The sequence below is a fragment of the Neobacillus niacini genome (assembly GCF_036961885.1).
Lineage (GTDB): Bacteria > Bacillota > Bacilli > Bacillales > Cytobacillaceae > Neobacillus > Neobacillus niacini_H.
In genome coordinates, this window is record NZ_JBALNQ010000044.1 from 14280 (window position 1) to 36906 (window position 22627).

Sequence of the window (22627 nt, forward strand, 5' to 3'; positions counted from 1 at the left end):
AACCAATTTTACCTAACAAATCCCAGCCTTACAGATAATTGTTGAGTTGTTTGAATCATTATCGGTCCTAGTTGAGTCAATCTGTCCGTGTTCATGCGTGTGGTTGGTCCCGAAATACTTACTGCCGCCACAACATTTCCTAAATGGTCAAAAACAGGTGCAGCGATACAGGTAATTCCATATTCATTTTCTTCTAGGTCTAATGAATATCCCCTTTGTCTTACCTGTTTGAGCTCGTCAAGTAGAGCTTCTTCTTCTGTAATTGTATGATCAGTATGATAAGGCATTCCTTTTTGATCAATGATTCCAAGAACATCTTTATCAGGTAAATGCGCTAGAATTGCTTTCCCAACAGACGTACAGTGCATCGGAGCTCTTTTTCCAACCTTTGAATGTGTTCTTAATGTTTCATTTCCTTCTAATTTCTCAATATAAACGACCTCACCCTGGTCATAAACAACAAGATGAATCACTTCATTCGTCGTTTTTTCTAGTTCTTGTAAAAAAGGCTTTGCTTCGGCTCTTAAATCAATCGATTCTAACAGCTTTGAACTTATATCTAGGAACTTATAGCCTAGCTTGTATTTCTGAGTTTCAAAGTCCTGTTCAATATAGCCATATTGAACAAGTGTTGCAAGGGTTCGAAATACGGAGCTTTTATTGATATCGATTTGATTAGCAATCTCAGTCACACCTAGACCGCCTTTTTTCGTCGCTACCAGTGCAATTATATCCAGTGCCCTGCTAACTGACTTCACGACATTTTCTCTATGCAAGCATGCTCACCTCTTATGTATAACCTTGACAGGGCATTTACTCTAAATGCCCTGTCTCATTGATTAGCTATTGACAGTAAATTTTGTTTTTGCTTCTAAGCGGCGGCTATGCAAAATAGGTTCAGTATATCCACTAGGCTGGTCATAGCCTTTAAATACTAGTTCACAAGCAGCTTTGAACGCAACAGATTGATTGAAATCTGAAGCCATAGGTTTGTATGCTGGATCCCCAGCATTTTGTTCATCAACTACTTTAGCCATCCGCTCCAAAGTTTCAACCACTTGTTCCTTCGTACAGATCCCATGATGGAGCCAGTTCGCCACATGCTGGCTAGAAATACGGAGAGTGGCCCGGTCTTCCATTAATGCAATATTATTAATATCTGGAACCTTCGAACAGCCAATTCCCTGCTCAACCCATCTAACTACATACCCAAGGATCCCTTGGGCATTGTTATCAAGTTCGGCTTGGATTTCTTCTTGACTCCAATTTGTATTTACAGCAACAGGGATTTGTAAAATATCATCCCGCAAATCAGAAATGCTTTCTAGTAAATTTTTTTGTACTTCTTTTACATTTATTTGATGATAATGTAATGCGTGAAGTGTTGCAGCCGTTGGCGATGGTACCCAGGCAGTATTTCCTCCAGCTTTTAGATGTCCGATTTTTTGTTCGAGCATATCTTTCATTAAATCAGGCATTGCCCACATACCTTTACCAATTTGCGCTCGATTTTGGAATCCTGTGGCAAGCCCGTTATATACGTTTGATTTTTCATAGCTTTGCAGCCACATTGATGATTTCATCTCATTTTTGCGTATCATTGCACCTGCTTCCATAGAAGTGTGCATTTCATCGCCTGTCCGGTCAAGAAATCCAGTGTTAATAAATACAACCCGTTCCTTTACTTCTCGGATACACGCTCTTAAATTTAACGATGTACGGCGTTCTTCATCCATAACACCAATTTTAAGGGTATTTCTTGTCAAACCTAATAAATCCTCCGTCCGGTTAAAAAGCTCATTTGCAAATGCAGCTTCCGCTGGACCATGCATTTTTGGCTTCACAATATAAATAGATCCTTTTGTAGAATTTTCAAATGTGGTATTTCCAATTATTGAATGTTTAGCACACAATGATGTTATCACAGCATCAATGATGCCCTCTTGAACCTCATTTCCGTTTCCATCAAGAACAGCATTATTCGTCATTAAATGACCGACATTTCGAACGAGCATTAAAGCACGGCCAGGCAAAGTAAATTCATTCCCTTGCGGTGAGAAGTAGCTACGGTCAGGATTTAGTGATCGGGTTACCGTTTTCGTTCCTTTTGTAAAAGTTGCAGATAAATCTCCTTTATTTAAGCCGAGCCAGTTTCGATATACGAGGGCCTTATCCTCGGCATCCACCGCTGCAACAGAATCTTCACAATCCATTATCGAAGTAAGAGCAGATTCAAGCAGAATATCTTTTACACCCGCTGCATCTGTTGTTCCAATCGGGTGGTCACGGTCAATCTGAATTTCAAAATAGTTATCATTATTTTTCAGCAGGATTGCAAAAGGTTCGTCAGCTTCTCCTTGATAACCTGCAAATTTATCTTCATCTTTCAAACGAACCTTTTTTCCATTTATTAAGGTTACCAGCAATCTTTCTTGGTCAACCTGATAGCTTATAGCTTCTTTATGGGAACCCACTTGTAATGGAATAGTCTTATCAAGAAAGTCCCTAGCAAATGCAATTACTTTTTCGCCACGTTCAGGGTTATATCCACCTTGATTCTGGACTCCTCCCTCTTCACTAATCACATCTGTTCCATATAAGGCATCGTACAAACTTCCCCAGCGTGCATTCGCTGCATTAATCGCGTAACGGGCATTATCAACAGGCACTACTAATTGCGGTCCTGCTTTAACAGCAATCTCATCATCCGCATCTTCAGTAGTAATAGTGAAATCCTCTGGAGTTGGCAAAAGGTAGCCAATTTCTTCCAAAAATTCTTTGTACCGATTAAAATTAAATTCTTTATTTTCACGGTGCCATTTATTAATTTTCTTTTGAAGTTCGTCCCTTACCTCGAGCAATTCTTTATTTTTAGGTGTCAAATCGGTGATGATTTTTTCAAAGCCTGCCCAAAACGAGCCTTGGTCAACTTGACTTCCTGGTAATGCTTCAGAATTAATAAAATCATATAATTCACTTGCAACCTGTAAATCTCCTATTTTTACATAATTCACCATTTGTCCAACCTCCATTATTTTGTTGCGTAATAACAAACACTGTTTCTCTTTTATTGTAAAACAATCTGCAGTTAAATTACTTTCTTCTTAATTTTATTTTTCCATATTATAATTGTCAATCTATTTAGAAAACTTTTATTAAATTTAATAAACCTCCCAATTTTTCAATTAGGAGGTTTCAAAATTCTTCTGATTGCGACATTTCTTGGACGATTCGGTAATTAGCATATTGCTAGCACTTTGCTATTATCTATTACACTCCTCGCTATCACACTTAAAATTCTTTCGAAAAACTATTTTAAATCTTCAAATTCCCTTGATATTCTTGCAAAGGCTTCTTGAATCATTGGTCTTGGAGAAGGTATACAGATTCTTTGGTGATGCAACCCTTCATCACCAAACATTTTTCCATCCTCCAGTAAAACATTTGCTTTGTTATAAATCCGATCATGGACTTCTTCTGGAGTTAGTCCATATTGGCTGAAGTCCATCCACATAATATAGGTACCTTCTGGAATCCTGACCTTCACTTTTGGCATCTTTTCCGCTAGGAAGTTAACTGCCCATTCTATAGTTCCGTCGATATACTCTTTCAGCTGCTCCAACCAATCTTCCCCCTCATGGTAGACTGCAATCAGTGCGGAAACGGTAAACGGGGATGGCAAATGCATTCCCATTACACCATTAAATGTCTTTCGAAGCTCTGGACTTGTGATAATCACATTCGTACAATGGAGTCCAGCAACATTAAAGGTTTTGTTAATAGCTGTAAAAGTAATGATAAGATCGGTGTACTCGGGTGCTGCTTTTGCGATAGGAATAAAGATTTGATTTTGTCTAATTAGATCTCCGTGAATCTCATCAGCAATAATCAGTACATTATTTTCCATACAAATAGTAGCAAGTTTTCTAAGTTCATCTTGGTTAAATACTCTTCCAGTTGGATTGTGCGGGTTACAAAGGATAAACATTTTCGTTTTTTCATCTTTTGCCTTTGCTTCGAAATCATCGAAATCAATCGAATAATAGCCATTCTCATCATTTATAAGTGAATTATTTAAAAGTGTTCTCCCATTTGCCTCAATGGCCGATGTAAAAGGGGGATATACGGGCCGTTGAATGATGATACCGTCTCCTGGTTGTGTAAATGCCCTCACAGCTACATTCAACGCATGGACGGTACCTGGACTATAAATGATATCTTCCTTCTTGAACTCCCAATCATGTCTCTTCTTGAACCAATGTTGTACCGCTTCAAAATACTCATCCGGAAATACGGTATAACCAAAAATCCGATGATCTACAGTCTTATGTAATGCATCAATTAATGGTTGGGGTACTGGTAAATCCATATCCGCGGTAAATAACGGAATTGTCTCCTCATCATATCGATCCGTTAGGCCCATTTTTTTTATAAGTTCTCCCCCATCCCATTTTATGGAATAAGTCCCTCTACGATTAACAATTTCATCAAAGTTATATTTCATGTGATCAATCCTTTCAATTGATATTTCCAAATTCCTGCATACTATGAAATTTTGCTTTTTATATTAATAATACAATTATAACGAACTTTCACCTGAAAATACAAAATAGTGCCAGGATTTCCTAGCACCATCTCCCTCTATATTAATTTGCTTTTTAACGCCGTTCTAATCCCACCTTTTTCTGCAGGAGCCATTTCATTTGCTGAATTCGTATCAAATACTACGATATTTTTAAACTCCGCATAAAGGATATCTCCTTTTTTTATAGGTGTAATTTGTTGATATTGATCGATACTCATCTCTGCTTCAAATAGATCGTCTGTATCCTGTCGTCTTAATTCAAATCTAACGGTAGCACCAATTATATGAATGTGTGAAACTACTGATGATATACTGTTCCCTTGTGAAATTTTTCGCAAAACAATCTCATGAGGTCTTATATACCCAATTTTTTCTGCAAAATCATCTGATAGAGCTGCGCCTTGGAATTCGTTTACTCTCCCTAAAAAGCTATAAACAAAGGCATTCGCTGGCTTTTGATACACGTCTTCAGGAGTTCCAATCTGCTCAATTTTACCTTGATTCATTACCACTACAGTATCAGCCATTTCTAAAGCCTCTTCTTGGTCATGGGTAACAAAAATGGTCGTTATATTTAGCTTTTGATGGATTTCTCTTAACCAGTGCCACAGCTCCTGACGAACCTTTGCATCCAAAGCCCCAAAGGGTTCATCCAAGAGCAGGACATCTGGCTCCACCGCAAGCGCCCTTGCCAAGGCAATCCTCTGTCTCTGGCCTCCGGATAACTGGGAAGGATAGCGGGTTGCAAGATAGTCTAATTGTACGAGCTTTAACAATTCATTCACTTTGTCAACAATTTCATTTTTAGAAGGACGCAATCTGCGCGGTCTTACCTTTAAACCAAAGGCAATATTCTCAAAAATCGTCATATGCTTGAATAATGCATAATTTTGGAACACAAAGCCTACATTCCGCTCTTTTATCGGTTTATAGGTATAATCAGTATCATCGAAAAAAATAGTACCGGAATCTAGTCCCTCTAAACCGGCAATCATTCTTAAGAGAGTGGTTTTACCTGAACCTGATGGCCCTAATAAGGCTACAAAATCACCTTTTGGAATTTCCAGATTCACATTTTTGACAGCAGCAAATGTACCAAATGCTTTAGATACTTCCTTAATTGTTATCCCCATATCAATAATCCCCCATTGCAAAGATAAATGATCTTTGACAGTGCTTTTATTGTTTTTTTGTTTTCCACTCTACGATGCTTTTTAAAATTAGTGTCACGATAGCAAGAAGTGCCAGTAAGGACGCCACTGCAAAAGCTGCCGAGAAATTGTATTCGTTATATAAAATTTCTACATGAAGAGGTATCGTATTGGTTAATCCTCTAATGTGGCCGGAAACAACCGAAACTGCACCGAACTCCCCCATGGCACGGGCATTGCAAAGAATAACACCATACAGCAAGCCCCATTTTATATTTGGTAAGGTGACACGAAAAAACATTTGCCAGCCACTTGCTCCCAGCGTGATTGAGGCCTGTTCCTCTTCTGTTCCTTGTTCTTGCATAACCGGTAATAATTCTCTGACCACAAATGGAAAAGTTACAAAGATCGTCGCTAGGACTATTCCTGGTACTCCAAAAATAATCTTAATATTATTTTCCTCTAAAAACGGTCCCAGTAATCCTTGAGAGCCGAACAATAGAACAAAAACGAGTCCAGCAATGACAGGAGAAACAGCAAATGGGATATCGATCAGGGTAATCAGAATATTTTTTCCCTTAAAGTCAAACTTAGCGATAGCCCAAGCAGCCAATACACCAAAAATAGTGTTAACGGGAATGGTAATGGCAGCCGTAATTAACGTCAATTTTACAGCCGATAAGGCATCCCTTTCGGTCAATGCCGCAAAGTATAGCTGAATTCCTTTATTTAACGCTTCTGTAAATACAGCGATTAATGGCACCAGTATAAATATTCCTAAAAAGCAGAGAGCGATCGTAATCAGCAGCCATTTCTTTAATAAAGATGGCTGGGAATTGGCTTTTATCCCCTTTGTTTGGATGGTGGTATCTCGAACAATCATATTCCCCGATCTCCTCTAACTCACTTGATATTTTTTGGTCGTTTTCCACTGCCAAAAATTGATTGCAAATAATAAAACGAATGAAAATACCAGCATAACAACAGCGATGGCCGCCGCTCCTGCATAATTGAATTGCTCTAATTTTGTAATGATAAGCAGTGGAACAATTTCCGTTTTCATTGGCATATTCCCTGAAATGAATACGACGGAGCCATATTCCCCTAATGCCCTTGCAAAAGCAAGGGCAAAGCCTGTTATAATGGCCGGGAAAATTGCTGGTAAGATTATTTTGGCAAATATCTGTATTGAATTGGCACCAAGGGTTGCAGCAGCCTCTTCATATTGCTGATCCAAATCCTGCAATACTGGCTGAACAGAGCGAACAACGAAAGGAAGTCCGATAAAGGTTAATGCAATCATAATACCGAACGGTGTAAAAGCAACCTTTATTCCCATCGATTCAAAGAATTGCCCGATCCATCCATTTGGAGCATAAATGGTTGTGAGTGCGATACCTGCCACTGCAGTCGGAAGTGCAAAGGGCAGATCAACCATTGCATCAACAATCCGTTTCCCATAAAATTCATATCTTACTAAAACCCAGGCGATAAGTGTCCCGAAAACAGCATTAACGAACGCCGCGATGAAGGAAGTATTAATCGTTAATTTATATGAAGCTACGACTCTATCATCGGTTACTGTTTCCCAAAATTCTGCCAGGCTGATCGTAGATGCTTTTAAAAATAGAACTGCAATTGGAATTAAGATGATTAGGCTAAGATAAATTAGCGTGTACCCCATGGATAATCCAAATCCCGGCAAAACCCGATGCTTTTTCTTTATAGACACAGTACAGCTCTCCTTTTTACCTACGGTTTGTAAATTTCATCAAAGACTCCACCGTCGTCAAAGTGAGTCTTTTGGGCATTTTTCCAGCCGTCAAAAACTTCATCTATGGTGAACAGGTTGATTTTCGGAAATTGGTCTTCATATTTTTTAACAATATCTTCTGAACGTGGACGGTAGTAGTTCTTAGCAGCAATTTCCTGGCCTTCCTCAGTATACAGGTACTCAAGGTATGCCTTTGCTACCTCTTCTGTTCCATGTTTTTTAGCTGTTTCGTCGACAACCGTAACTGGTGGCTCTGCAAGAATGCTGATGGATGGATTAACTATTTCAAATTCGTCCTTCCCTAACTCGTTTATAGCTAGGTAAGCCTCATTTTCCCATGCGATTAATACATCACCAATACCTCTTTCAACAAACGTTGTTGTAGAACCGCGTGCACCAGAATCTAGAACAGGGACATTTTTAAAAAGTTTGGTTACAAATTCTTTTGCTTTTGCTTCATCACCGTTATTTTTCTCTAGTGCATATCCCCAGGCAGCCAAGTAATTCCACCTTGCGCCACCAGAAGTTTTTGGATTTGGAGTAATGACCGAAACTCCTACCTTTACTAGATCATCCCAGTCTTTAATGCCTTTTGGGTTACCTTTTCTTACAAGAAAAACAATTGTTGAAGTGTAAGGCGAGCTATTGCTTTCTAATTCCGCTTGCCAATCCTCAGACAGCTTTCCTGATTCTGCAATCGCATCGATATCGTAAGCCAGGGCCAATGTAACTACATCAGCCTCTAAGCCATCAATAACGGACCGAGACTGTTTTCCAGAGCCTCCATGTGACTGATTAATCGTTACTTTTTGACCTTTTTCTTTTTCCCAATAGGCAGCAAAGCTTTGGTTGAATTCTTCATAAAATTCTCTTGTCGGGTCATATGAGACATTTAATAGTTCGATTTCTTTTTTTACTTCTTCTTTTGTTCCAGCAGTTTCTTTCTCAGTAGTTGCACTTTGATTAGAGCACCCGGCAATAAATAAAAGGATAGTTAGTGAGATTATTATAAAACAATTTTTTTTCTTCATTTTTTATGACTCCTCTTCCCTTTTTTTAGGCTTTAAAAAAAGCCCAATAGTTTAATGAACGTACATGGATTATGCACGGTTAACTACAGGGCCTTCGGGAGTCCGATCGGCAAATATTCATTTTAAATCTTACCTTTTGGTTTGCTCGGAAATGTTTGAACGCCAGCTTTACTTTGTAGTGGCAATCGGTGCTTTTCCAAACGGTCAATTTGGGTTATTTGTGAATCATGTACAGTTATTTGTACCGTTCCATATTCTAAACCCTCTAACAAATTAGCTATTTTTTCCATCACCTGCTGATCCAGACGCACTTTTGACGACAATGATATCCTCTCCTTCTAGCTTTGAAATTCGATTCGAAAGTAAATCCTCCAGTGTTGTTCGTTCCAAAACAAAAGCAATTGTATCTCGAACTAAAGACCACAATGGCTTTAACTGACATCCCCCCTCTAAAGGACAAGGTTCGTATTTAGTAATAGAGGCACAGCTCATTGGCGACAAAGGACCTTCCAAATCACGAATTATTTCACCTATATTTATATCTTCAGGTTCTCTATGGAGCGAATAGCCACCCTTTGCTCCACGTTTACTGACAACATAGCCTAGTTTTTTTAGTTGAAGAAGGATTTGTTCCAGGTAATGAATACTGACAAGGGTCTTTTCTGAAATTTCCTGGATTCCTAGTACCTTTCCTTTATGATTACCCAGTAGAATTAACGATCGTAGAGCATATTCACCCTTACTCGATACCTTCATCCCAAACCTCCTCATGTAATGTTGAGTAAATCAGTCAACATTCGCTGATAAAATGTTCCATTTGCTTTCGTAAGCTTAATGGCTGTTAAACTAGCAAGTTTTTAATTCCGATTAACTCCATAGGAATACTATAAAACATATCATAGTGGGTATTTTCTAAAAAATCAATATATATTTTTAAAAATCTAAAAATATTTTCAAAACGAATGTTTCTTATAAATTGAAGTGTAAAATGACTAACCCAAACATACTCTTCTGCTCTAGGGGTATAGTACATTTATATATATATTTTATGGAGGTAAAAAGGTGAAAACGACCAAAAAAAAGTTATCTATTTTCGCACTAGGCGGAATCAATGAAATCGGTAAGAACATGTATGTGCTTGAATATGGTGACGATCTAGTGATTGTTGATTGTGGTGGTAAGTTTCCCGATGAGAGTTTGTTAGGCATTGATTTAATCATTCCAGATGTAACTTACTTAGAAGAAAATCAGGATAAAATTAGAGCATTAATTGTTACCCACGGTCACGAGGACCATATTGGTGGAATCCCTTTCTTTCTTAAAAAAATAAATGTCCCGATTTATGCAACCAACTTTACACTTGGTTTAATTGAAATAAAATTAGATGAACATCGTCTCATAAGGGATACGAAGCTTGTTACGATTACCTCGGATTCTACACTTGAATTTGGAGAAATCAGTGTCTCATTTTTTAAAGTGAGCCACAGTATTCCAGATTGTCTTGGCATTGTTTTTCATACCCCTGAAGGAAACGTTGTTCATACAGGTGACTTCAAATTTGATTTAACACCAGTCAATGGACAATATTGTGATATTCATAAAATGGCTGAAATCGGCAGACAAGGCGTAATCGCATTAATTTCCGAAAGCACCAATGCGGAGCGAAAAGGAATTTCTCCATCAGAGTCAATGGTTGCGGACCATTTGGTTGAAGCCTTCATAAAAGCAGAGGGAAAAATCATCCTCTCTACCTTTGCCTCCAACGTAAATCGTGTCCAGCAGGTAGTAGAGGCTGGGATAAAAACAAATCGAAAGCTTGCACTACTAGGCAGGAGTATGGTAAACGTGGTAGATGTCGCCCTTGAGCGCGGATATTTAACTGTTCCTGATGGGATGTTGATCACTGCAAATGAAATCGAACAATTTCCTCCAGACAAGGTTGTCATCCTATGTACAGGAAGTCAGGGTGAGCCTAATGCTGCTCTTGCCCGACTATCTACAGGAAATTACCGAGATGCAACGATTTATCCTGGGGATACCGTTATTTTAGCGGCTTCTCCTATCCCAGGAAATGAAAAGGGTGTTTCTCGGATTATCGACAACTTATTTCAATTGGGAGCGAAAGTCATTTATGGCTCAGGAAGTTCAACTGGCATGCATGTTTCCGGACATGGCTATCAAGAAGATTTGAAACTCATGCTTACATTTATGAAGCCAACCTATTTTATTCCCATTCACGGTGAATATAGAATGCTGCATCACCATAGACAGTTAGCTGAATCGGTAGGTGTAGAAAAAGGTAATACCTTCATCATTAAAAATGGAGATGTTGTTGATATTGAAAATTCAGTCGCTCGTCAAACGAGGTCTATTCCTGCAGGAGATACGTATGTAGATGGAATTAGTGTTGGCGATGTTGGAGAAATCGTTTTACGTGACCGCAGACAACTTTCTGAAGATGGAATGCTCGTTGTTGTGTTAACCATAAGCAAAAGTGATCGAAAGATTATTCAAGGTCCAGACACGATTACTCGTGGCTTCGTATATGTAAGGGAATCAGAGGATTTGATCAAAGAAATTAACCGGTTGGTTAAGAAAACGATACTTGAGCTTGAAGCAGACAATGTTCGACAATGGAACGTAATGAAGCAGAATATTAAAAAATCAGTTGGTCAATATTTATTCAAGCACACCAAGAGGAAACCAATGATCCTGCCGATTATCCTTGAAATTTAATTAGCCTAAAAAGCAAATGTCAGGCACTATATTCTGTGCCTGACATTTCAATTTTTGAGCATTAGCAGATATTTTATAACTTACGCGGATATATCTCTATTATCGCAGATATAATTTAATTAACGCAGATATATCCCATTTATCGTAGAAATATTCATTGAAACCTCAAAAAAAACTTGATTTAAGTTTAAAATTATTATACATTTATTCGAACTTGGCTACACTCCTAATAGAATTGGAGGAAAGATGATGTTTCGTATTCTAAGATTAGCTGCATTATTATTTTTACTATATATTTCCTGGCCATTTATTACTAAACAGTTGGACAATTCAAATATTCATGCTGATTTTGTTTCTTCCTTGAAAGAAAGTATAGAAATACCAGAAACACTTAGTATTTTATATGACGATATTCAGCAGATGCTGGCACAGATTGGCTTTCAACTTGAAGAGCGACCCCTGACGCAAGAAAAACCAAAGGAAAACAAACACGATAAAGTAAAGTTAACTCCTCCAGCAGAACAAATGTTTTCTATTCATAATATTGAGTTAGGAAATACGAAGGCTGATATTGAACATAATTTGGGTATTGCAAAACGGGTATCTCTCAATGAGTATGGTGCAAATTGGCATGCGTATCATGAGAATTACCAGGATTTTTTTATGGTGATGTATGATGAAAACGGCCAAGCAGCAGGATTGTATACAAACCAAGATTTGCTTTCTTCAACCAATGGAATCAAAATGGGCAGTGCAAAAGAAGATGTTCGTACTATTCTTGGTGAACCAATTACAAAAATTCAAAAAGGAATGGTCATTTATCAGCTTCAAGCAGGTAATGAAAATGATTTATTTTCACTAAATGACACCTACGTGACTATTTTTTATGATAAGCATGAGAACAATACCGTCACTGGAATTCAAATCATTAGCAAGTCCTTAGAGGACAACAAGAAAGATTTTTATACAGAGGCCACTCCCATCTTAAAAGAAGGCTTTGAATACCAAATGTTTGATTTAACAAATGCCGCCCGGGTCAATCATCAGCTGCCCATCTTAACATGGGATGACCATGTACGAGAAACCGCTCGAAAACACAGTGCAGATATGGCTGAGAATAATTATTTTAATCACACAAATCAAGAGGGACAATCGCCCTTTGAACGGATGAAAGAGGATGACATTCTTTTCCAATTAGCTGGTGAAAACCTTGCTTATGGACAATTAAGCAGCATTTTTGCCCATGAAGGTTTAATGAACTCACTAGGACATCGGGAGAATATTTTACAAGGTGGTTATGAGTATTTAGGAGTTGGGGTCGCCTTTAATGAAAAATCACAGCCCTATTATACACAGAACTATTACGCGAATTAACGATACGAATTAGGTGAGAAAAACAGGGCAAATTATAGACGAGCAATTACTGATTGCTCGAAAATAATTCGTCGGGAGTGATGTATCATGGCTAGAAACAAACTAGTGGTTCCTGGTGCAGATAATGCTCTGAATCAAATGAAGGAAGAAATCGCCAACGAGTTTGGAGTTCAACTTGGTGCTGATACGACCGCACGAGCAAATGGTTCAGTCGGAGGTGAAATGACCAAGCGTCTGGTCGCTTACGCTGAACAATCTTTACGAAATCAACAAGGTCAATAGCCTAGCGATTTCTAAAAAGGTGTCCCTGATAGTAGGGGCACCTTTTTCATATGGCAAAACCAAAACAATTAAATTACGTCTGCATATAGTATTAATACATTTTCAAATTTAGCCGGTGGTGATGTCTAAATGTTCGAAGTGAAAAAATCGAAGTATGGCAGAGGGATATTCGCAACTCGTAACATTCATAAAGGGGAGCTCATCCATGAAGCACCTGTGATTATTTCCCCTAAGGAGGAGTATAATTATTTAAAAAGAACGATCTTGGTAGAATATGCGTTCTGGTGGGGTAAGGATTTAGAAGAATGCGCGTTAGCACTTGGTTATGGCTCGCTGTTTAACCACTCCTACTCCCCGAATGCTTTATATAAGCTTAATCTAAAAAACCAAACCATTGACATTTTTGCTTATAAGAATATCAAAAAAGGTGATGAAATTCTAATCAATTACAATGGAGATCCCGATGACGATGAACCAATGTGGTTTGATGTATTTTGATTGTTCAACTTCTTTAAAAACACAAAAAGCATCCAATAACTGGATGCTTTTTTAGCCTGTGGGTAATTTCATTTTATCCATAATGGATGATATATAATTTTTGACGGATCCCGTTTTATTATTTTGAGTGGATATTGGTGGGAGTGAACTTCCATTTTCATCACATGTGTCCTCGTCCATTAGTTCATTGGAATAAATTCGCTTTCCTTCCATAATGCTACGAATGGCAAAAGCTAATTCTTCACTTGGATTGTCTTTCAGTAAATAGCCCCTTACATCTGCATTTAATGCACGTTGAAAAAAACCAGGTCTTGCAAAGGTTGTTAGAATAATCACTTTACAGCTTGCGCGTTGTAAAGCTTCTGCGGCATCAAGACCACTTTTTCCTGGCATTTCTATGTCCATAATACAAACATCCGGCTGTAATTGGTGTACAAGTAATAACGCCTCTTCCCCATTGGCTGCCTGACCGACCACTTCGATATCCTCTTCCAAATTCAGCAGATTGCCCATGGCCTCTAATAGTAGCTCCTGATCCTCTGCAATTACAATTCGAATCATTTTCTATCTCTCCTTATCAGGCTGCTACCCATGAAGTGACTCCCCTTTTAAGGAGAGTCTTCCAAGTTGGGGGATTTACACTTCCGGTTTTGCTTGAACAGAAATTCTTTGTTTTGCTAACGTTTTTACGTCTTTAAAAGCAACAAAATTCTTGGCATTTTCATCCCAGAGACGGAAACGAAGAGATTTTAAGCTGGTCGCCAGTGATATCGTTGGTACGTTTTGTAATGGAAGCGTCTCATTATGAGCTTCTTCAAGTTTATAATTCGGAACCCGTGGGCTTAAATGGTGAACATGGTGGAAACCAATATTACCAGTTAAAAATTGCAAAAGTTTTGGAAGCTTGTAAAAAGAACTTCCTTCCACTGCTGCTTTTACATATTCCCAATTTGGATCTTCTTCAAAGTAAGAATCCTCAAATGTATGCTGGATATAAAACAGCCATATTCCGCTTGCTCCAGAAATCATGAAAATCGTTCCTTGTACGAGTAAAAATGACTGCCAGCCAATTGCTATACAAAGCAATGCAATCAAGGCAACAATAATAACATTTGTTAAATAGGTATTCATTTTTTCTTTTTTGCGTGCGCCTTTTCGATTAAAACGGTTTTTCAGTAAGAACTGGTAAATCGGACCTATTCCAAACAATACCAATGGATTACGATAAAAACGATAGGCTATACGAAGTTTAAGTGGTGCTGCCAAGTATTCATCAACCGTAAGTGTCCAAATATCACCAGTACCGCGTTTATCCAAGTTACCACTTGTTGCGTGGTGAACCGAATGTTCGTGACCCCATTGATCGAATGGAAACAAGGTTAAGACTCCCATGGCTGTACCAACTGCTCGATTTGCATGTCTGTTTTTGAAAAACGAATGATGGGTACAATCATGGAAAATGATAAAAATTCGCACTAAAAACCCTGCTGCAGCGATCATCGGAACCAATGCTAACCAATAGGATACAGCTAAGCTTTGATAGGCTAAGAACCACAAAATGATAAAAGGTCCCACTGTATTGATAATTTGCCAAACACTCTGTTTTGTTGTTGATTTTTCAAATGGAGCAACCTGTTTTCTTAAATTTTTGGTATTTTGTTGAACAGTCATATTTTTAATTCCCTTCAATTTGAGTCGTTGAATTCAGTATAGGTGATTAAAATCACTATTGTAAGTACCAGGTGTCATATGTAGAGTATGACAAATGTCACCTTAAGGTTGTCCCTTACAAATTAAATGAAATCTATGCTATAATAATAAGGATGGTTTAACAGACTAAAGCAATGGTACATGTCAGTAAGATTACCGCCAATTTAGTTATAATAGAACAGTGGGTGCTAATAAATGAAAAATCAAATTGATACTATTTATATTTTAGAAAATCCCGAAAAAAATATTATTAAATTCGCTACTGGTTATCAGCTTAAATATGATGACATTATAAAAGATGTCTTTGGTGTTGCCTGTCTTAATGATTTAGAAATGATGATTCAATTTAATAAGCCATTTCAAGACAGCATTTGTGCAAGAAAAAACATTACTTTAAACAAAATTAGACTGAATGCAGTTATTCGAATCGCTTCAAAAAATGAACTTCTTCAATTAAGAACTGAATTAATCGAACAGGAAGGTACGTTACCAATTCCTTGTCCATTCGATACAACGATCATGCTTCAGGAAGGTGAATTCCGCTGGGACGAACAAAATTCTTCCTACATTGCAAACCCAGTCGGAGCCTAATCTCAATTTTTTTAAATATCCAAAATCCTTCATATCAAAGAAAAAAAGCCGTGCTCATCGTGAGAACGGCTTTTTATTATTATTATCTGGTCCTATTAGCAACACTTAAATTTCAATACTAGCCATTAAAAAATAAACAGCAAAAGGGGGATCTTGATCAGTACGTATTTTCAATAGATTTAATTGTATCATATAATTTCTTGTTAATAGGTGTGGGTACATGATGTTTTTCCCCCATCTCCAATACAGTTCCTGCAAATAATTCAACTTCGCTGAAACGTCTTGCCTCCAAATCTTGAGCCATTGACGGTTTTCCTTCTGGGCTTAATGTGGCTAAAACACTTAACCAGTAATTTAGATCATTTTCAGTTAACTGGATCCCTTCATGTTCAGACAGAGCAATCACTTCACGCATGGCAGCGATCATGGTTTCCCTTGCCTCACCTTCCCTTTGTATTTCGCCATAATTACTATTAAATACAGCAACCGTTTGATTGACCCCCACATTTAGCATAAACTTTCCCCATAGCCGCTTCTCCATATTGGTATCAACTTGGTATGGAAAATCCATTTTTTCAAAAAATGCTGAAACGCTCTTAACCTTGTCTGAAATAATCCCAGATTTTTGATCACCGAAACAAAGCATTCCCATATGGTCATATGTAAGTTTATTTCCTACTTTCACAGCATCCATTCCTTGAGCCACACTATAAAGAATATGATTCATACCATACGCCTTGCCAATGACCATTTCACTGGTAATTCCATTTAAGGCAGATAAAATAATGGTATTGTCATCCACATGATTTCTTACTGCTTGAATGGCATCATGTAAACCTTCAGATTTCACAGAAAAAATAATTAAATCAGCAGGCTGGCAATTTTCATCAGGTGTCACATAATGAAAATCACATTCTTCACCATTACAATAAACATTGTCATTTTTATATTTTTGAATTCTCTCCTTATCTGCAATAATCCTTAAATCTCCTTTTGGCATTCTCTTAGCTAGATGATTCCCAAATAATATTCCTAATGCACCTAATCCGATAATCGAAACCTTTTTAATTTCCATTTTTCTAAATTTCCTCTCCATTTTTTATACCCATACCAGAGGTATCATTTGAAGCACTATCCAATTTAAAAAAAAGAGAAAGAATGATATTTTACGTATCATTCCGCTTCTTTAGATAGTTTCTCCGCACCATTTCTTCATAAATATCTTTAAACAATGGATCATTGTTTCTTGAAGCAAGTACCTCATTAATATAAGAATCTTTTATTTTATAAAAAGCATTCAGATTAAAAACATTTTTATACTTTTCGATAGACCCAAGAATATCCAATGTAAGTAATGTTCTTTTACATTTTAGACAACGACCGCAATTCTTAGTTTTGAAGAGACATACATTTAAATACTTGTAGGAGATTTCAAAGTCAGAAACCATTTTTGTTTTTTGCACTCGGGTGAAGCTGCTGCCCGCTGAGTAGAAATTTACATTTTCGGTTGAGAGCAAAGGTAGACTTATCGCATCATAGGAGGCAGAGTCCTGATTAAATTTTGCTTGTAAAACATGATATCCTGCTGAATAATAATAAACACGAAAAAGTTTTTGAAAAACTAAAAGCGCCGATATGTTTCGTAATGTATGAGTTTTTACAAAGCTCATCTTAAGCACTTCATTAATATTACTATCCACCACAATTAGTTCTTTTCCAAGTTCGGCAGCACAAGCTTTAGCCCATTCTACCCTTTCTTGAAAAATTTTCTCCTGCCACTGTTTGCTTCCCATCATCTGATTAGATCCTGTATTAAAAAAAGTAAAATGAGTGATCTGGTAATGTTCTGGAACGGACTTACCTAGATGTTCGTAGACTGTGCTCAAGGAATCAATGCCACAGGAAAGTCCAGTACCAACTGCGCCTTCATTAGGCAAAGGTGTTGAAACAAGGTTATCACATTGAATCTGTATGGTTTTGTATTTATATAGTTGGGCAATTAAAGGGATTAAATGATGATTTAACCCATAAAACAATTTTTCCGATAAGAGTCCCTTGACGATAATATTTTGCCCTGTTTTCAAACCTAACCAAATGAGTCCAACCAAAAAGGCATCTACCCGCTCCGAGGTTAGGTATGGTGCATATTTTTCATCCGTTTCGTACCAAAGAACATTTTTCATTCCTGCGGCTTCGAATTTAGCCTGAAGGCGTAACTTCCCATTGATGTTGACTTTTTCAGGTTGGAATATAGTAATCATGTACGTTCACCACCAGTAATTAATTGCTACTATCCTATGATGGTAAATCAATTGTGCTATGGACAAACTAACTATCTTCTAATAATGGAATCTTGACTTCTACTCCTAATCTTGTAAGCAGCTTAGCCAGTGTTTCAAGTCCAGATTTTGGATTTATTTTGGTTTCAAGGTAATAGGTGGTACTCGTAAGTTTAGATTTGTAAATATGCATTTGGGTAAATTTCCTATTATCTTTATGAACTGGCTGAAGTGCAATGGCAAAACGTTTACCTGTATCGGTTGCACCAAGGACAACCCCCTCCTCAACCATTTCATGAAGGGGCAGGTTATGGTCTTCAATCCAATTAAGACCTTCCTTCCAAAGTGCAGGTACACTTTCACCCCGGATAACAGTGTTTCCTTTCCCAAGCCTTACATTGATATATAACGATTCCCATTTTTTATAACCGGACCGATATGACTCCTCGATTTCTGTTGTTACAGTTTTTTCATTAGATTTTTTCTTCAATTGCTCAAACAATTTTTCAACCGTTCCAATTCCAACATTTTCATATTTTGCTAGAATGACCAGCTCTTTCGGCAGCTGACCCACCTTATCAATTTGATCTCCATTTAACTGTCTCAACAGGCTTGGGATTCCAGTAAATTCGGCTGATGTAAGCGGGACATTTGCAAGTTCTTCCGTAACGACAAGATAGTCCGCTTTATAAAAGAAAAACAGCTCACCTTGACGATTTAGTGATAAGTTTCTTCTGATTATTTCTTCTTCAATATAAGTACCTAATTCCTCAAAGAAAATTTCGTCATTCTTTTCACTGTAGCGTTTTACATGTTTATGAAGTCCAGCCAGATTCTTTGGCAGCTCACTCATAATCCTTGCCTGCTGTTCCGCACCTAACCTAATGAGGAAGGTTTCGGACTTATCAAATCGTTGTGGCAGTAGGAAGGCATCGCGAAGAAAGTATGGAACTTCTAGCTGTCTGCCATTAAACGATATCGTTCGAATAGTAGTAAATCCCGGATTTTCCTCTTCACCAATAGAAACCTCAGGTTCAATCGTTTCCAAACTCACCGCTGCTTCCGCAAGCGATGACTCAGTAGTAAGTTTTTGTACCGAATTTGATAGTAGTTCTTCAAGTGATTGGAGCCGTATTTCTAGTTCCGACATATCATACCTTTTCTCCAATCTAGGTGATGGATCCTGATAATCAGGAACAGTAACATCTACAGGACCGTACACCTCAACATACCATCTCACAATTTTATATAATGCCTCCCATGACAAGAGCGCCTCCGAATAACGGAACATTCTCGAATTGTGGGCAGCTTGGTTACCTCTTTGCCTAACAAAATGCAACGCATCGAGAATCTCAGGAATTAAATATCCTTTGTTGTTCAGCATATCAAGCTGATCTTTTAAATTCGAGCGCGGGTCCTCTGGCAACATTTCGGCACGAATAACCTGTTGCAAGATATTTTCAACAAATACCCGTGCATGGGTCAACATTGTTCTCGGGCTGGTAAAAATACTATTTTCTAGTTCCCTTGCTACGAGGGCAAGTTCTTTTGAAATAGGCTCAATAAATTGATAAAAATAGGATTGGTTTTCCATTAGCTGGCTCCTCCGAATATATATTATTCTTATTTTATCATATCGGCCTAAACTTGGAATATACTAGTAGATTTAACCTAAAAAGAAAAGCCGTACTCAAGAGAGAACGGCTTTTGTAGCTACTATTAATTTGTAAAAATCGTTGAAATGATTTGATCGTAAGACATTCCACTATCCACTGTAAAGGAACCTGGACGTAAGGCGTTTTGTAGCCCTCTACTTTCGATATCCATTGTAAAAGCAAAAGCATCATCTGGTATCAATTGTGCTTGAATTAATACATTCGCGACATCTACACTTGTCATTCCATCCGCAACATTGACTACAACTTGGGAAACAGGTTTTTCCTGTTCTTCAGAATCAGCTGGTTTCGTTTCAGAACTCTTTGCAGCCTGTAATGTTTTTTCTAATTCATCTTTCGTTTGAACGACAAAACCTTCTGCTTCTAGCTTTTCCTTCATCTCAGTTTTCGTTAGTTGAACTTTTTCGCTAGATTTTGCTGATACCTTTTGTGAATTGCTATCATCGGAAAAATATACAATACCACAAATCGCTGTAGAAATAAGAATCCCTGCTGCAAAGCTGCTCAATAAGTTAATTCGCATTGGCAACTAATCCCCCTTCATCCTTAATTTTCAGGAAAGGTGTTAGCAGCTGTTCAATTTCAGTTTCTGGCACTTCCTTTTTCGCAGCGATACTTTCAATCGAGTAATTACGTCTATACAAGTCTATCACTTCACGCATAAAAAGCTTTTCGTCTGCAGAAAGTTGAATGCCAGCTTCTTTTATTACTACTTCTATATCAAGCTCGATATCGCGGATTGAGTCTTGAATGCTATTGATTTCTTTCATCATTGATACATGTACTAAATCAATTTGCTTTTTCTCGACTTTTGAATCACGATATGATTTAAGTAGTGAAAACACGAGCAATATTGCGGAAATCAGAAACAATCCTAATAAAGTCCATTCCATCAAAATACTACCTCCTTCGATTTAATAGAACAACACAAGAATATATTATACATCCAAAATCATTAATTTTCGATTTGATTTTAAAAAATACATCAAAAGTCCGAGTTATTTAGCAAAAATCGACATTAAAAATCCACGATTCCAGGAATATGAATACACCAAAAAAGCACCCAATTTTATGGATGCTTACCTTAACGGCGGCTAGTGAATTTAAATAGATGGTGCTTCCATTCCGATTTGGCTCCATTCTTCTCTCGATGGCCCATATATTCCAGGAACCTTCAAACCGGCTTGACGCATTAGGACGGTCATTTGACCACGATGATGAACGATATGCTTAATGAGCATATTTAAAGTTACAGACTTTTGCATTTCCATTCCAAATACATTTTTCATTTCACTTAATGTTTGATCTGTCCATTGTTTCTCAACCGCCTCACTAGTGTTTGCACTAACGTTACGGAATGTTTCAGCAATTTCTCTAGCAGAAGTTGGTATAGCGTTTTCGTCTTTCACTGCTTCAACAGTAACGCCAAACTCGATAAGCATACCAGGTGTACTAGATACGATATGCCAGGCAATGGATCCTAAAGTACGATCCTCTGGGGAAACCTTTTGTTGAAGTGACTCATCCGTCAAGGCATCCAATACCTTTTGGGTTGAAGCTGCTTCTTGATTCCATTCATCAATAAAATGTGAGATAGAAGTATACATTGATTATCCTCCATTACAACTTTTTTACATTACATTACCCACTATACCATTTTTTGCTTTAAACTCAAAAATTCCCCATTTATTTTAACAAGGTCAGCTGTTCAACAAAATTTTTCAGACTAAAAAAATTTGTAACGAGCATAGTAAAAAGAACACGAATAAAATATTGTGAGGAGTTATAGTATGAATCCCAAATGGAAAGTAATGATCCTATCTGCTACCCTTTCAATCATTTTGCTATCAGCTTGCAATGTTGACAAAAGAAATTCATTAAATCAGGAGAAGGATGTAAATTTCCAGCCAATTAATTATGAACCTAGAATAAACAGAAACGAGAGCAATAATGATTATAAAAATCAGGATAACAGACGTTTCCTACACGATGAAAGCCCTGCGTTACCAGATGATGAAGCACCTATCAAATAATACTTTCCTGATAAAAAAACGCCTTATCCCTTTAACAAGACAAAGGATTGGCGTATTTTCATATTGACACAGAAGAAAAAGTATATTGGTTTTCCATAGTCCTTTTGACTAATCTATCAACTTATATTCAGTCCCAAGTCTTACCCCGAGTATCTTTAGATACTTCCGATATGCAATGCTCATTCGGTCACATTTCAATGAAAGTTCTACTTGGAGGTCAAGCGGTAGGTCTTCTGGTTTCTGATTTTCTACAATGGGTTTATCTTGTGCAAAAATCATATCTTGGAAATCGATCATTTCTTGGTCGGTTGTACCTGTTTCATAGTTGACTGACATAATTCCATACGCTACTGATTTACCTTCCGTTACTGGCAGAATAATAAGCATGATTGTCATTTTATTATTTGTTTCCGGATCTCTTTTTGTGAATCGGACAGACAATGGTTGAACAATTTCATAGGTGTAATAAACATTCTTTGCTATCCCAGTTCCATCTGGGTCTGGTTGAAAAATAGCAATTTCATCTGAAAAAATTCTATTTCCTTCAGTATGAACATCATATTCGCCAATTTCCGGATATTCTGGGACTCCAAGAAATCCTTCGTGAATAAAGGAAAGATGCCCTACATCTAGGAAGTTTTCTACTATTCTTGGCGGGTTAGCATTTACTTCCTGAGGCCCCCAAAGGACATTACGGTAGCTGCTATCCGTAAATTCTGGATAAGAAGGAAACTCAGGATTGTTATTTTCAAAGTTAATCCATACAAATCCATGCTCTGCTCTGCATGTGTATTTAATCGCTTTTGCTTTTAATGGAATTGCTCTATCATCAGGAAGCTGTGGAATTTTTGTACAGGTGCCTTCTGAATTATATTCCCAGCCATGATAAGGGCATACGAGATTTCCG

Annotated in this window: 24 protein-coding genes; 6 read left to right on the forward strand and 18 right to left on the reverse strand. The window is 37.6% G+C overall.

Annotation, left to right across the window (positions count from 1 at the left end; genetic code table 11):
• Positions 1-8: 8 nt before the first annotated feature.
• The 9 genes from V7124_RS18045 to V7124_RS18085 form a co-directional block, all read right to left on the reverse strand.
• Positions 9-776, reverse strand: coding sequence for an IclR family transcriptional regulator (locus V7124_RS18045; protein ID WP_335420417.1), 768 nt, complete (start codon positions 774-776; stop codon positions 9-11).
• Positions 777-839: 63 nt separating this feature from the next.
• A complete protein-coding gene (locus V7124_RS18050) occupies positions 840-3017 on the reverse strand; it encodes a malate synthase G (RefSeq protein WP_335491881.1) in 2178 nt (725 codons plus the stop codon).
• 293 nt (positions 3018-3310) lie between these two features.
• The gene (locus V7124_RS18055; protein WP_335491920.1) at positions 3311-4504 is read right to left on the reverse strand and encodes a MalY/PatB family protein; all 1194 of its coding nucleotides are present in this window, start codon (positions 4502-4504) and stop codon (positions 3311-3313) included.
• Positions 4505-4641: 137 nt separating this feature from the next.
• Positions 4642-5718 (reverse strand): sulfate/molybdate ABC transporter ATP-binding protein, encoded by a 1077-nt coding sequence (locus V7124_RS18060; RefSeq protein WP_335491885.1) that lies wholly within the window; start codon positions 5716-5718, stop codon positions 4642-4644.
• 46 nt (positions 5719-5764) lie between these two features.
• A complete protein-coding gene (cysW, locus tag V7124_RS18065) occupies positions 5765-6619 on the reverse strand; it encodes a sulfate ABC transporter permease subunit CysW (RefSeq protein ID WP_335491888.1) in 855 nt (284 codons plus the stop codon).
• A 15-nt stretch (positions 6620-6634) separates the two neighbouring features.
• On the reverse strand, positions 6635-7468 hold the full coding sequence (gene cysT / locus V7124_RS18070) for a sulfate ABC transporter permease subunit CysT (protein WP_335491891.1): 834 nt from the start codon (positions 7466-7468) through the stop codon (positions 6635-6637).
• A gap of 20 nt (positions 7469-7488) precedes the next feature.
• Complete coding sequence (locus tag V7124_RS18075) at positions 7489-8541, reverse strand: sulfate ABC transporter substrate-binding protein (protein WP_335491893.1); 1053 nt, start codon at positions 8539-8541, stop codon at positions 7489-7491.
• Between the two features lie 122 nt (positions 8542-8663).
• Positions 8664-8831, reverse strand: a complete 168-nt coding sequence (locus V7124_RS18080) for a YezD family protein (protein ID WP_420489580.1) — start codon at positions 8829-8831, stop codon at positions 8664-8666.
• Positions 8815-9297 (reverse strand): RrF2 family transcriptional regulator, encoded by a 483-nt coding sequence (locus V7124_RS18085; RefSeq protein WP_335420395.1) that lies wholly within the window; start codon positions 9295-9297, stop codon positions 8815-8817. The genes V7124_RS18080 and V7124_RS18085 overlap by 17 nt, the downstream gene beginning before the upstream one ends.
• Positions 9298-9603: 306 nt before the next feature.
• Here V7124_RS18085 and V7124_RS18090 point away from each other — a divergent pair, with 306 nt between their 5' ends.
• The 4 genes from V7124_RS18090 (at position 9604) to V7124_RS18105 (ending at position 13431) form a co-directional block, all read left to right on the forward strand.
• On the forward strand, positions 9604-11277 hold the full coding sequence (locus V7124_RS18090; RefSeq protein WP_335420392.1) for a ribonuclease J: 1674 nt from the start codon (positions 9604-9606) through the stop codon (positions 11275-11277).
• Between the two features lie 249 nt (positions 11278-11526).
• Positions 11527-12651, forward strand: a complete 1125-nt coding sequence (locus V7124_RS18095) for a CAP domain-containing protein (protein ID WP_335491898.1) — start codon at positions 11527-11529, stop codon at positions 12649-12651.
• 87 nt (positions 12652-12738) lie between these two features.
• Positions 12739-12933: an alpha/beta-type small acid-soluble spore protein gene (locus V7124_RS18100; RefSeq protein ID WP_045521602.1), complete on the forward strand. Its 195-nt coding sequence runs from the start codon at positions 12739-12741 to the stop codon at positions 12931-12933.
• Positions 12934-13062: 129 nt separating this feature from the next.
• Complete coding sequence (locus V7124_RS18105) at positions 13063-13431, forward strand: SET domain-containing protein (RefSeq protein ID WP_335416636.1); 369 nt, start codon at positions 13063-13065, stop codon at positions 13429-13431.
• Positions 13432-13482: 51 nt separating this feature from the next.
• On the opposite strand, the gene V7124_RS18110 is transcribed toward V7124_RS18105, so the two are convergent.
• Entirely contained in the window at positions 13483-13992 is a 510-nt protein-coding gene (locus V7124_RS18110) for a response regulator (RefSeq protein ID WP_335416634.1), read from the reverse strand.
• A 75-nt stretch (positions 13993-14067) separates the two neighbouring features.
• Positions 14068-15102: a fatty acid desaturase gene (locus V7124_RS18115; protein ID WP_335416632.1), complete on the reverse strand. Its 1035-nt coding sequence runs from the start codon at positions 15100-15102 to the stop codon at positions 14068-14070.
• A 234-nt stretch (positions 15103-15336) separates the two neighbouring features.
• Here V7124_RS18115 and V7124_RS18120 point away from each other — a divergent pair, with 234 nt between their 5' ends.
• Positions 15337-15732 (forward strand): hypothetical protein, encoded by a 396-nt coding sequence (locus V7124_RS18120; RefSeq protein WP_335416630.1) that lies wholly within the window; start codon positions 15337-15339, stop codon positions 15730-15732.
• 157 nt (positions 15733-15889) lie between these two features.
• On the opposite strand, the gene V7124_RS18125 is transcribed toward V7124_RS18120, so the two are convergent.
• The 6 genes from V7124_RS18125 to V7124_RS18150 all read right to left on the reverse strand — a co-directional run bounded on the left by V7124_RS18125 (position 15890) and on the right by V7124_RS18150 (position 21294).
• Positions 15890-16807, reverse strand: coding sequence for a ketopantoate reductase family protein (locus V7124_RS18125; RefSeq protein WP_335416628.1), 918 nt, complete (start codon positions 16805-16807; stop codon positions 15890-15892).
• 91 nt (positions 16808-16898) lie between these two features.
• Positions 16899-17993: a hypothetical protein gene (locus V7124_RS18130; RefSeq protein WP_335491908.1), complete on the reverse strand. Its 1095-nt coding sequence runs from the start codon at positions 17991-17993 to the stop codon at positions 16899-16901.
• A gap of 67 nt (positions 17994-18060) precedes the next feature.
• Positions 18061-19605 (reverse strand): DUF4145 domain-containing protein, encoded by a 1545-nt coding sequence (locus V7124_RS18135; protein WP_335416626.1) that lies wholly within the window; start codon positions 19603-19605, stop codon positions 18061-18063.
• Between the two features lie 125 nt (positions 19606-19730).
• Positions 19731-20210 (reverse strand): aminodeoxychorismate lyase, encoded by a 480-nt coding sequence (locus V7124_RS18140; protein WP_335416624.1) that lies wholly within the window; start codon positions 20208-20210, stop codon positions 19731-19733.
• Positions 20200-20580, reverse strand: coding sequence for a hypothetical protein (locus V7124_RS18145; protein WP_335416641.1), 381 nt, complete (start codon positions 20578-20580; stop codon positions 20200-20202). The genes V7124_RS18140 and V7124_RS18145 overlap by 11 nt, the downstream gene beginning before the upstream one ends.
• A gap of 210 nt (positions 20581-20790) precedes the next feature.
• Positions 20791-21294, reverse strand: coding sequence for a DinB family protein (locus V7124_RS18150; protein WP_335491910.1), 504 nt, complete (start codon positions 21292-21294; stop codon positions 20791-20793).
• A 183-nt stretch (positions 21295-21477) separates the two neighbouring features.
• Between V7124_RS18150 and V7124_RS18155 the strand changes: the two genes are divergently transcribed.
• Positions 21478-21720, forward strand: coding sequence for a hypothetical protein (locus tag V7124_RS18155; protein ID WP_335491915.1), 243 nt, complete (start codon positions 21478-21480; stop codon positions 21718-21720).
• Positions 21721-21828: 108 nt separating this feature from the next.
• Here V7124_RS18155 and V7124_RS18160 read toward each other — a convergent pair.
• Positions 21829-22627: aromatic ring-hydroxylating dioxygenase subunit alpha (locus V7124_RS18160; protein ID WP_335491917.1), on the reverse strand; the 799-nt coding region annotated here is incomplete at its 5' end.

Bases quoted from the DNA above. Each gene is read 5' to 3' on its own strand.
- V7124_RS18050 (WP_335491881.1), bottom strand. From the start codon at position 3,017: ATGGTGAATTATGTAAAAATAGGAGATTTACAGGTTGCAAGTGAATTA.
- V7124_RS18055 (WP_335491920.1), bottom strand. From the start codon at position 4,504: ATGAAATATAACTTTGATGAAATTGTTAATCGTAGAGGGACTTATTCC.
- V7124_RS18060 (WP_335491885.1), bottom strand. From the start codon at position 5,718: ATGGGGATAACAATTAAGGAAGTATCTAAAGCATTTGGTACATTTGCT.
- cysW (WP_335491888.1), bottom strand. From the start codon at position 6,619: ATGATTGTTCGAGATACCACCATCCAAACAAAGGGGATAAAAGCCAAT.
- V7124_RS18075 (WP_335491893.1), bottom strand. From the start codon at position 8,541: ATGAAGAAAAAAAATTGTTTTATAATAATCTCACTAACTATCCTTTTA.
- V7124_RS18080 (WP_420489580.1), bottom strand. From the start codon at position 8,831: ATGGAAAAAATAGCTAATTTGTTAGAGGGTTTAGAATATGGAACGGTA.
- V7124_RS18085 (WP_335420395.1), bottom strand. From the start codon at position 9,297: ATGAAGGTATCGAGTAAGGGTGAATATGCTCTACGATCGTTAATTCTA.
- V7124_RS18095 (WP_335491898.1), top strand. From the start codon at position 11,527: ATGTTTCGTATTCTAAGATTAGCTGCATTATTATTTTTACTATATATT.
- V7124_RS18100 (WP_045521602.1), top strand. From the start codon at position 12,739: ATGGCTAGAAACAAACTAGTGGTTCCTGGTGCAGATAATGCTCTGAAT.
- V7124_RS18105 (WP_335416636.1), top strand. From the start codon at position 13,063: ATGTTCGAAGTGAAAAAATCGAAGTATGGCAGAGGGATATTCGCAACT.
- V7124_RS18110 (WP_335416634.1), bottom strand. From the start codon at position 13,992: ATGATTCGAATTGTAATTGCAGAGGATCAGGAGCTACTATTAGAGGCC.
- V7124_RS18115 (WP_335416632.1), bottom strand. From the start codon at position 15,102: ATGACTGTTCAACAAAATACCAAAAATTTAAGAAAACAGGTTGCTCCA.
- V7124_RS18120 (WP_335416630.1), top strand. From the start codon at position 15,337: ATGAAAAATCAAATTGATACTATTTATATTTTAGAAAATCCCGAAAAA.
- V7124_RS18125 (WP_335416628.1), bottom strand. From the start codon at position 16,807: ATGGAAATTAAAAAGGTTTCGATTATCGGATTAGGTGCATTAGGAATA.
- V7124_RS18130 (WP_335491908.1), bottom strand. From the start codon at position 17,993: ATGATTACTATATTCCAACCTGAAAAAGTCAACATCAATGGGAAGTTA.
- V7124_RS18135 (WP_335416626.1), bottom strand. From the start codon at position 19,605: ATGGAAAACCAATCCTATTTTTATCAATTTATTGAGCCTATTTCAAAA.
- V7124_RS18140 (WP_335416624.1), bottom strand. From the start codon at position 20,210: ATGCGAATTAACTTATTGAGCAGCTTTGCAGCAGGGATTCTTATTTCT.
- V7124_RS18145 (WP_335416641.1), bottom strand. From the start codon at position 20,580: ATGGAATGGACTTTATTAGGATTGTTTCTGATTTCCGCAATATTGCTC.
- V7124_RS18150 (WP_335491910.1), bottom strand. From the start codon at position 21,294: ATGTATACTTCTATCTCACATTTTATTGATGAATGGAATCAAGAAGCA.
- V7124_RS18155 (WP_335491915.1), top strand. From the start codon at position 21,478: ATGAATCCCAAATGGAAAGTAATGATCCTATCTGCTACCCTTTCAATC.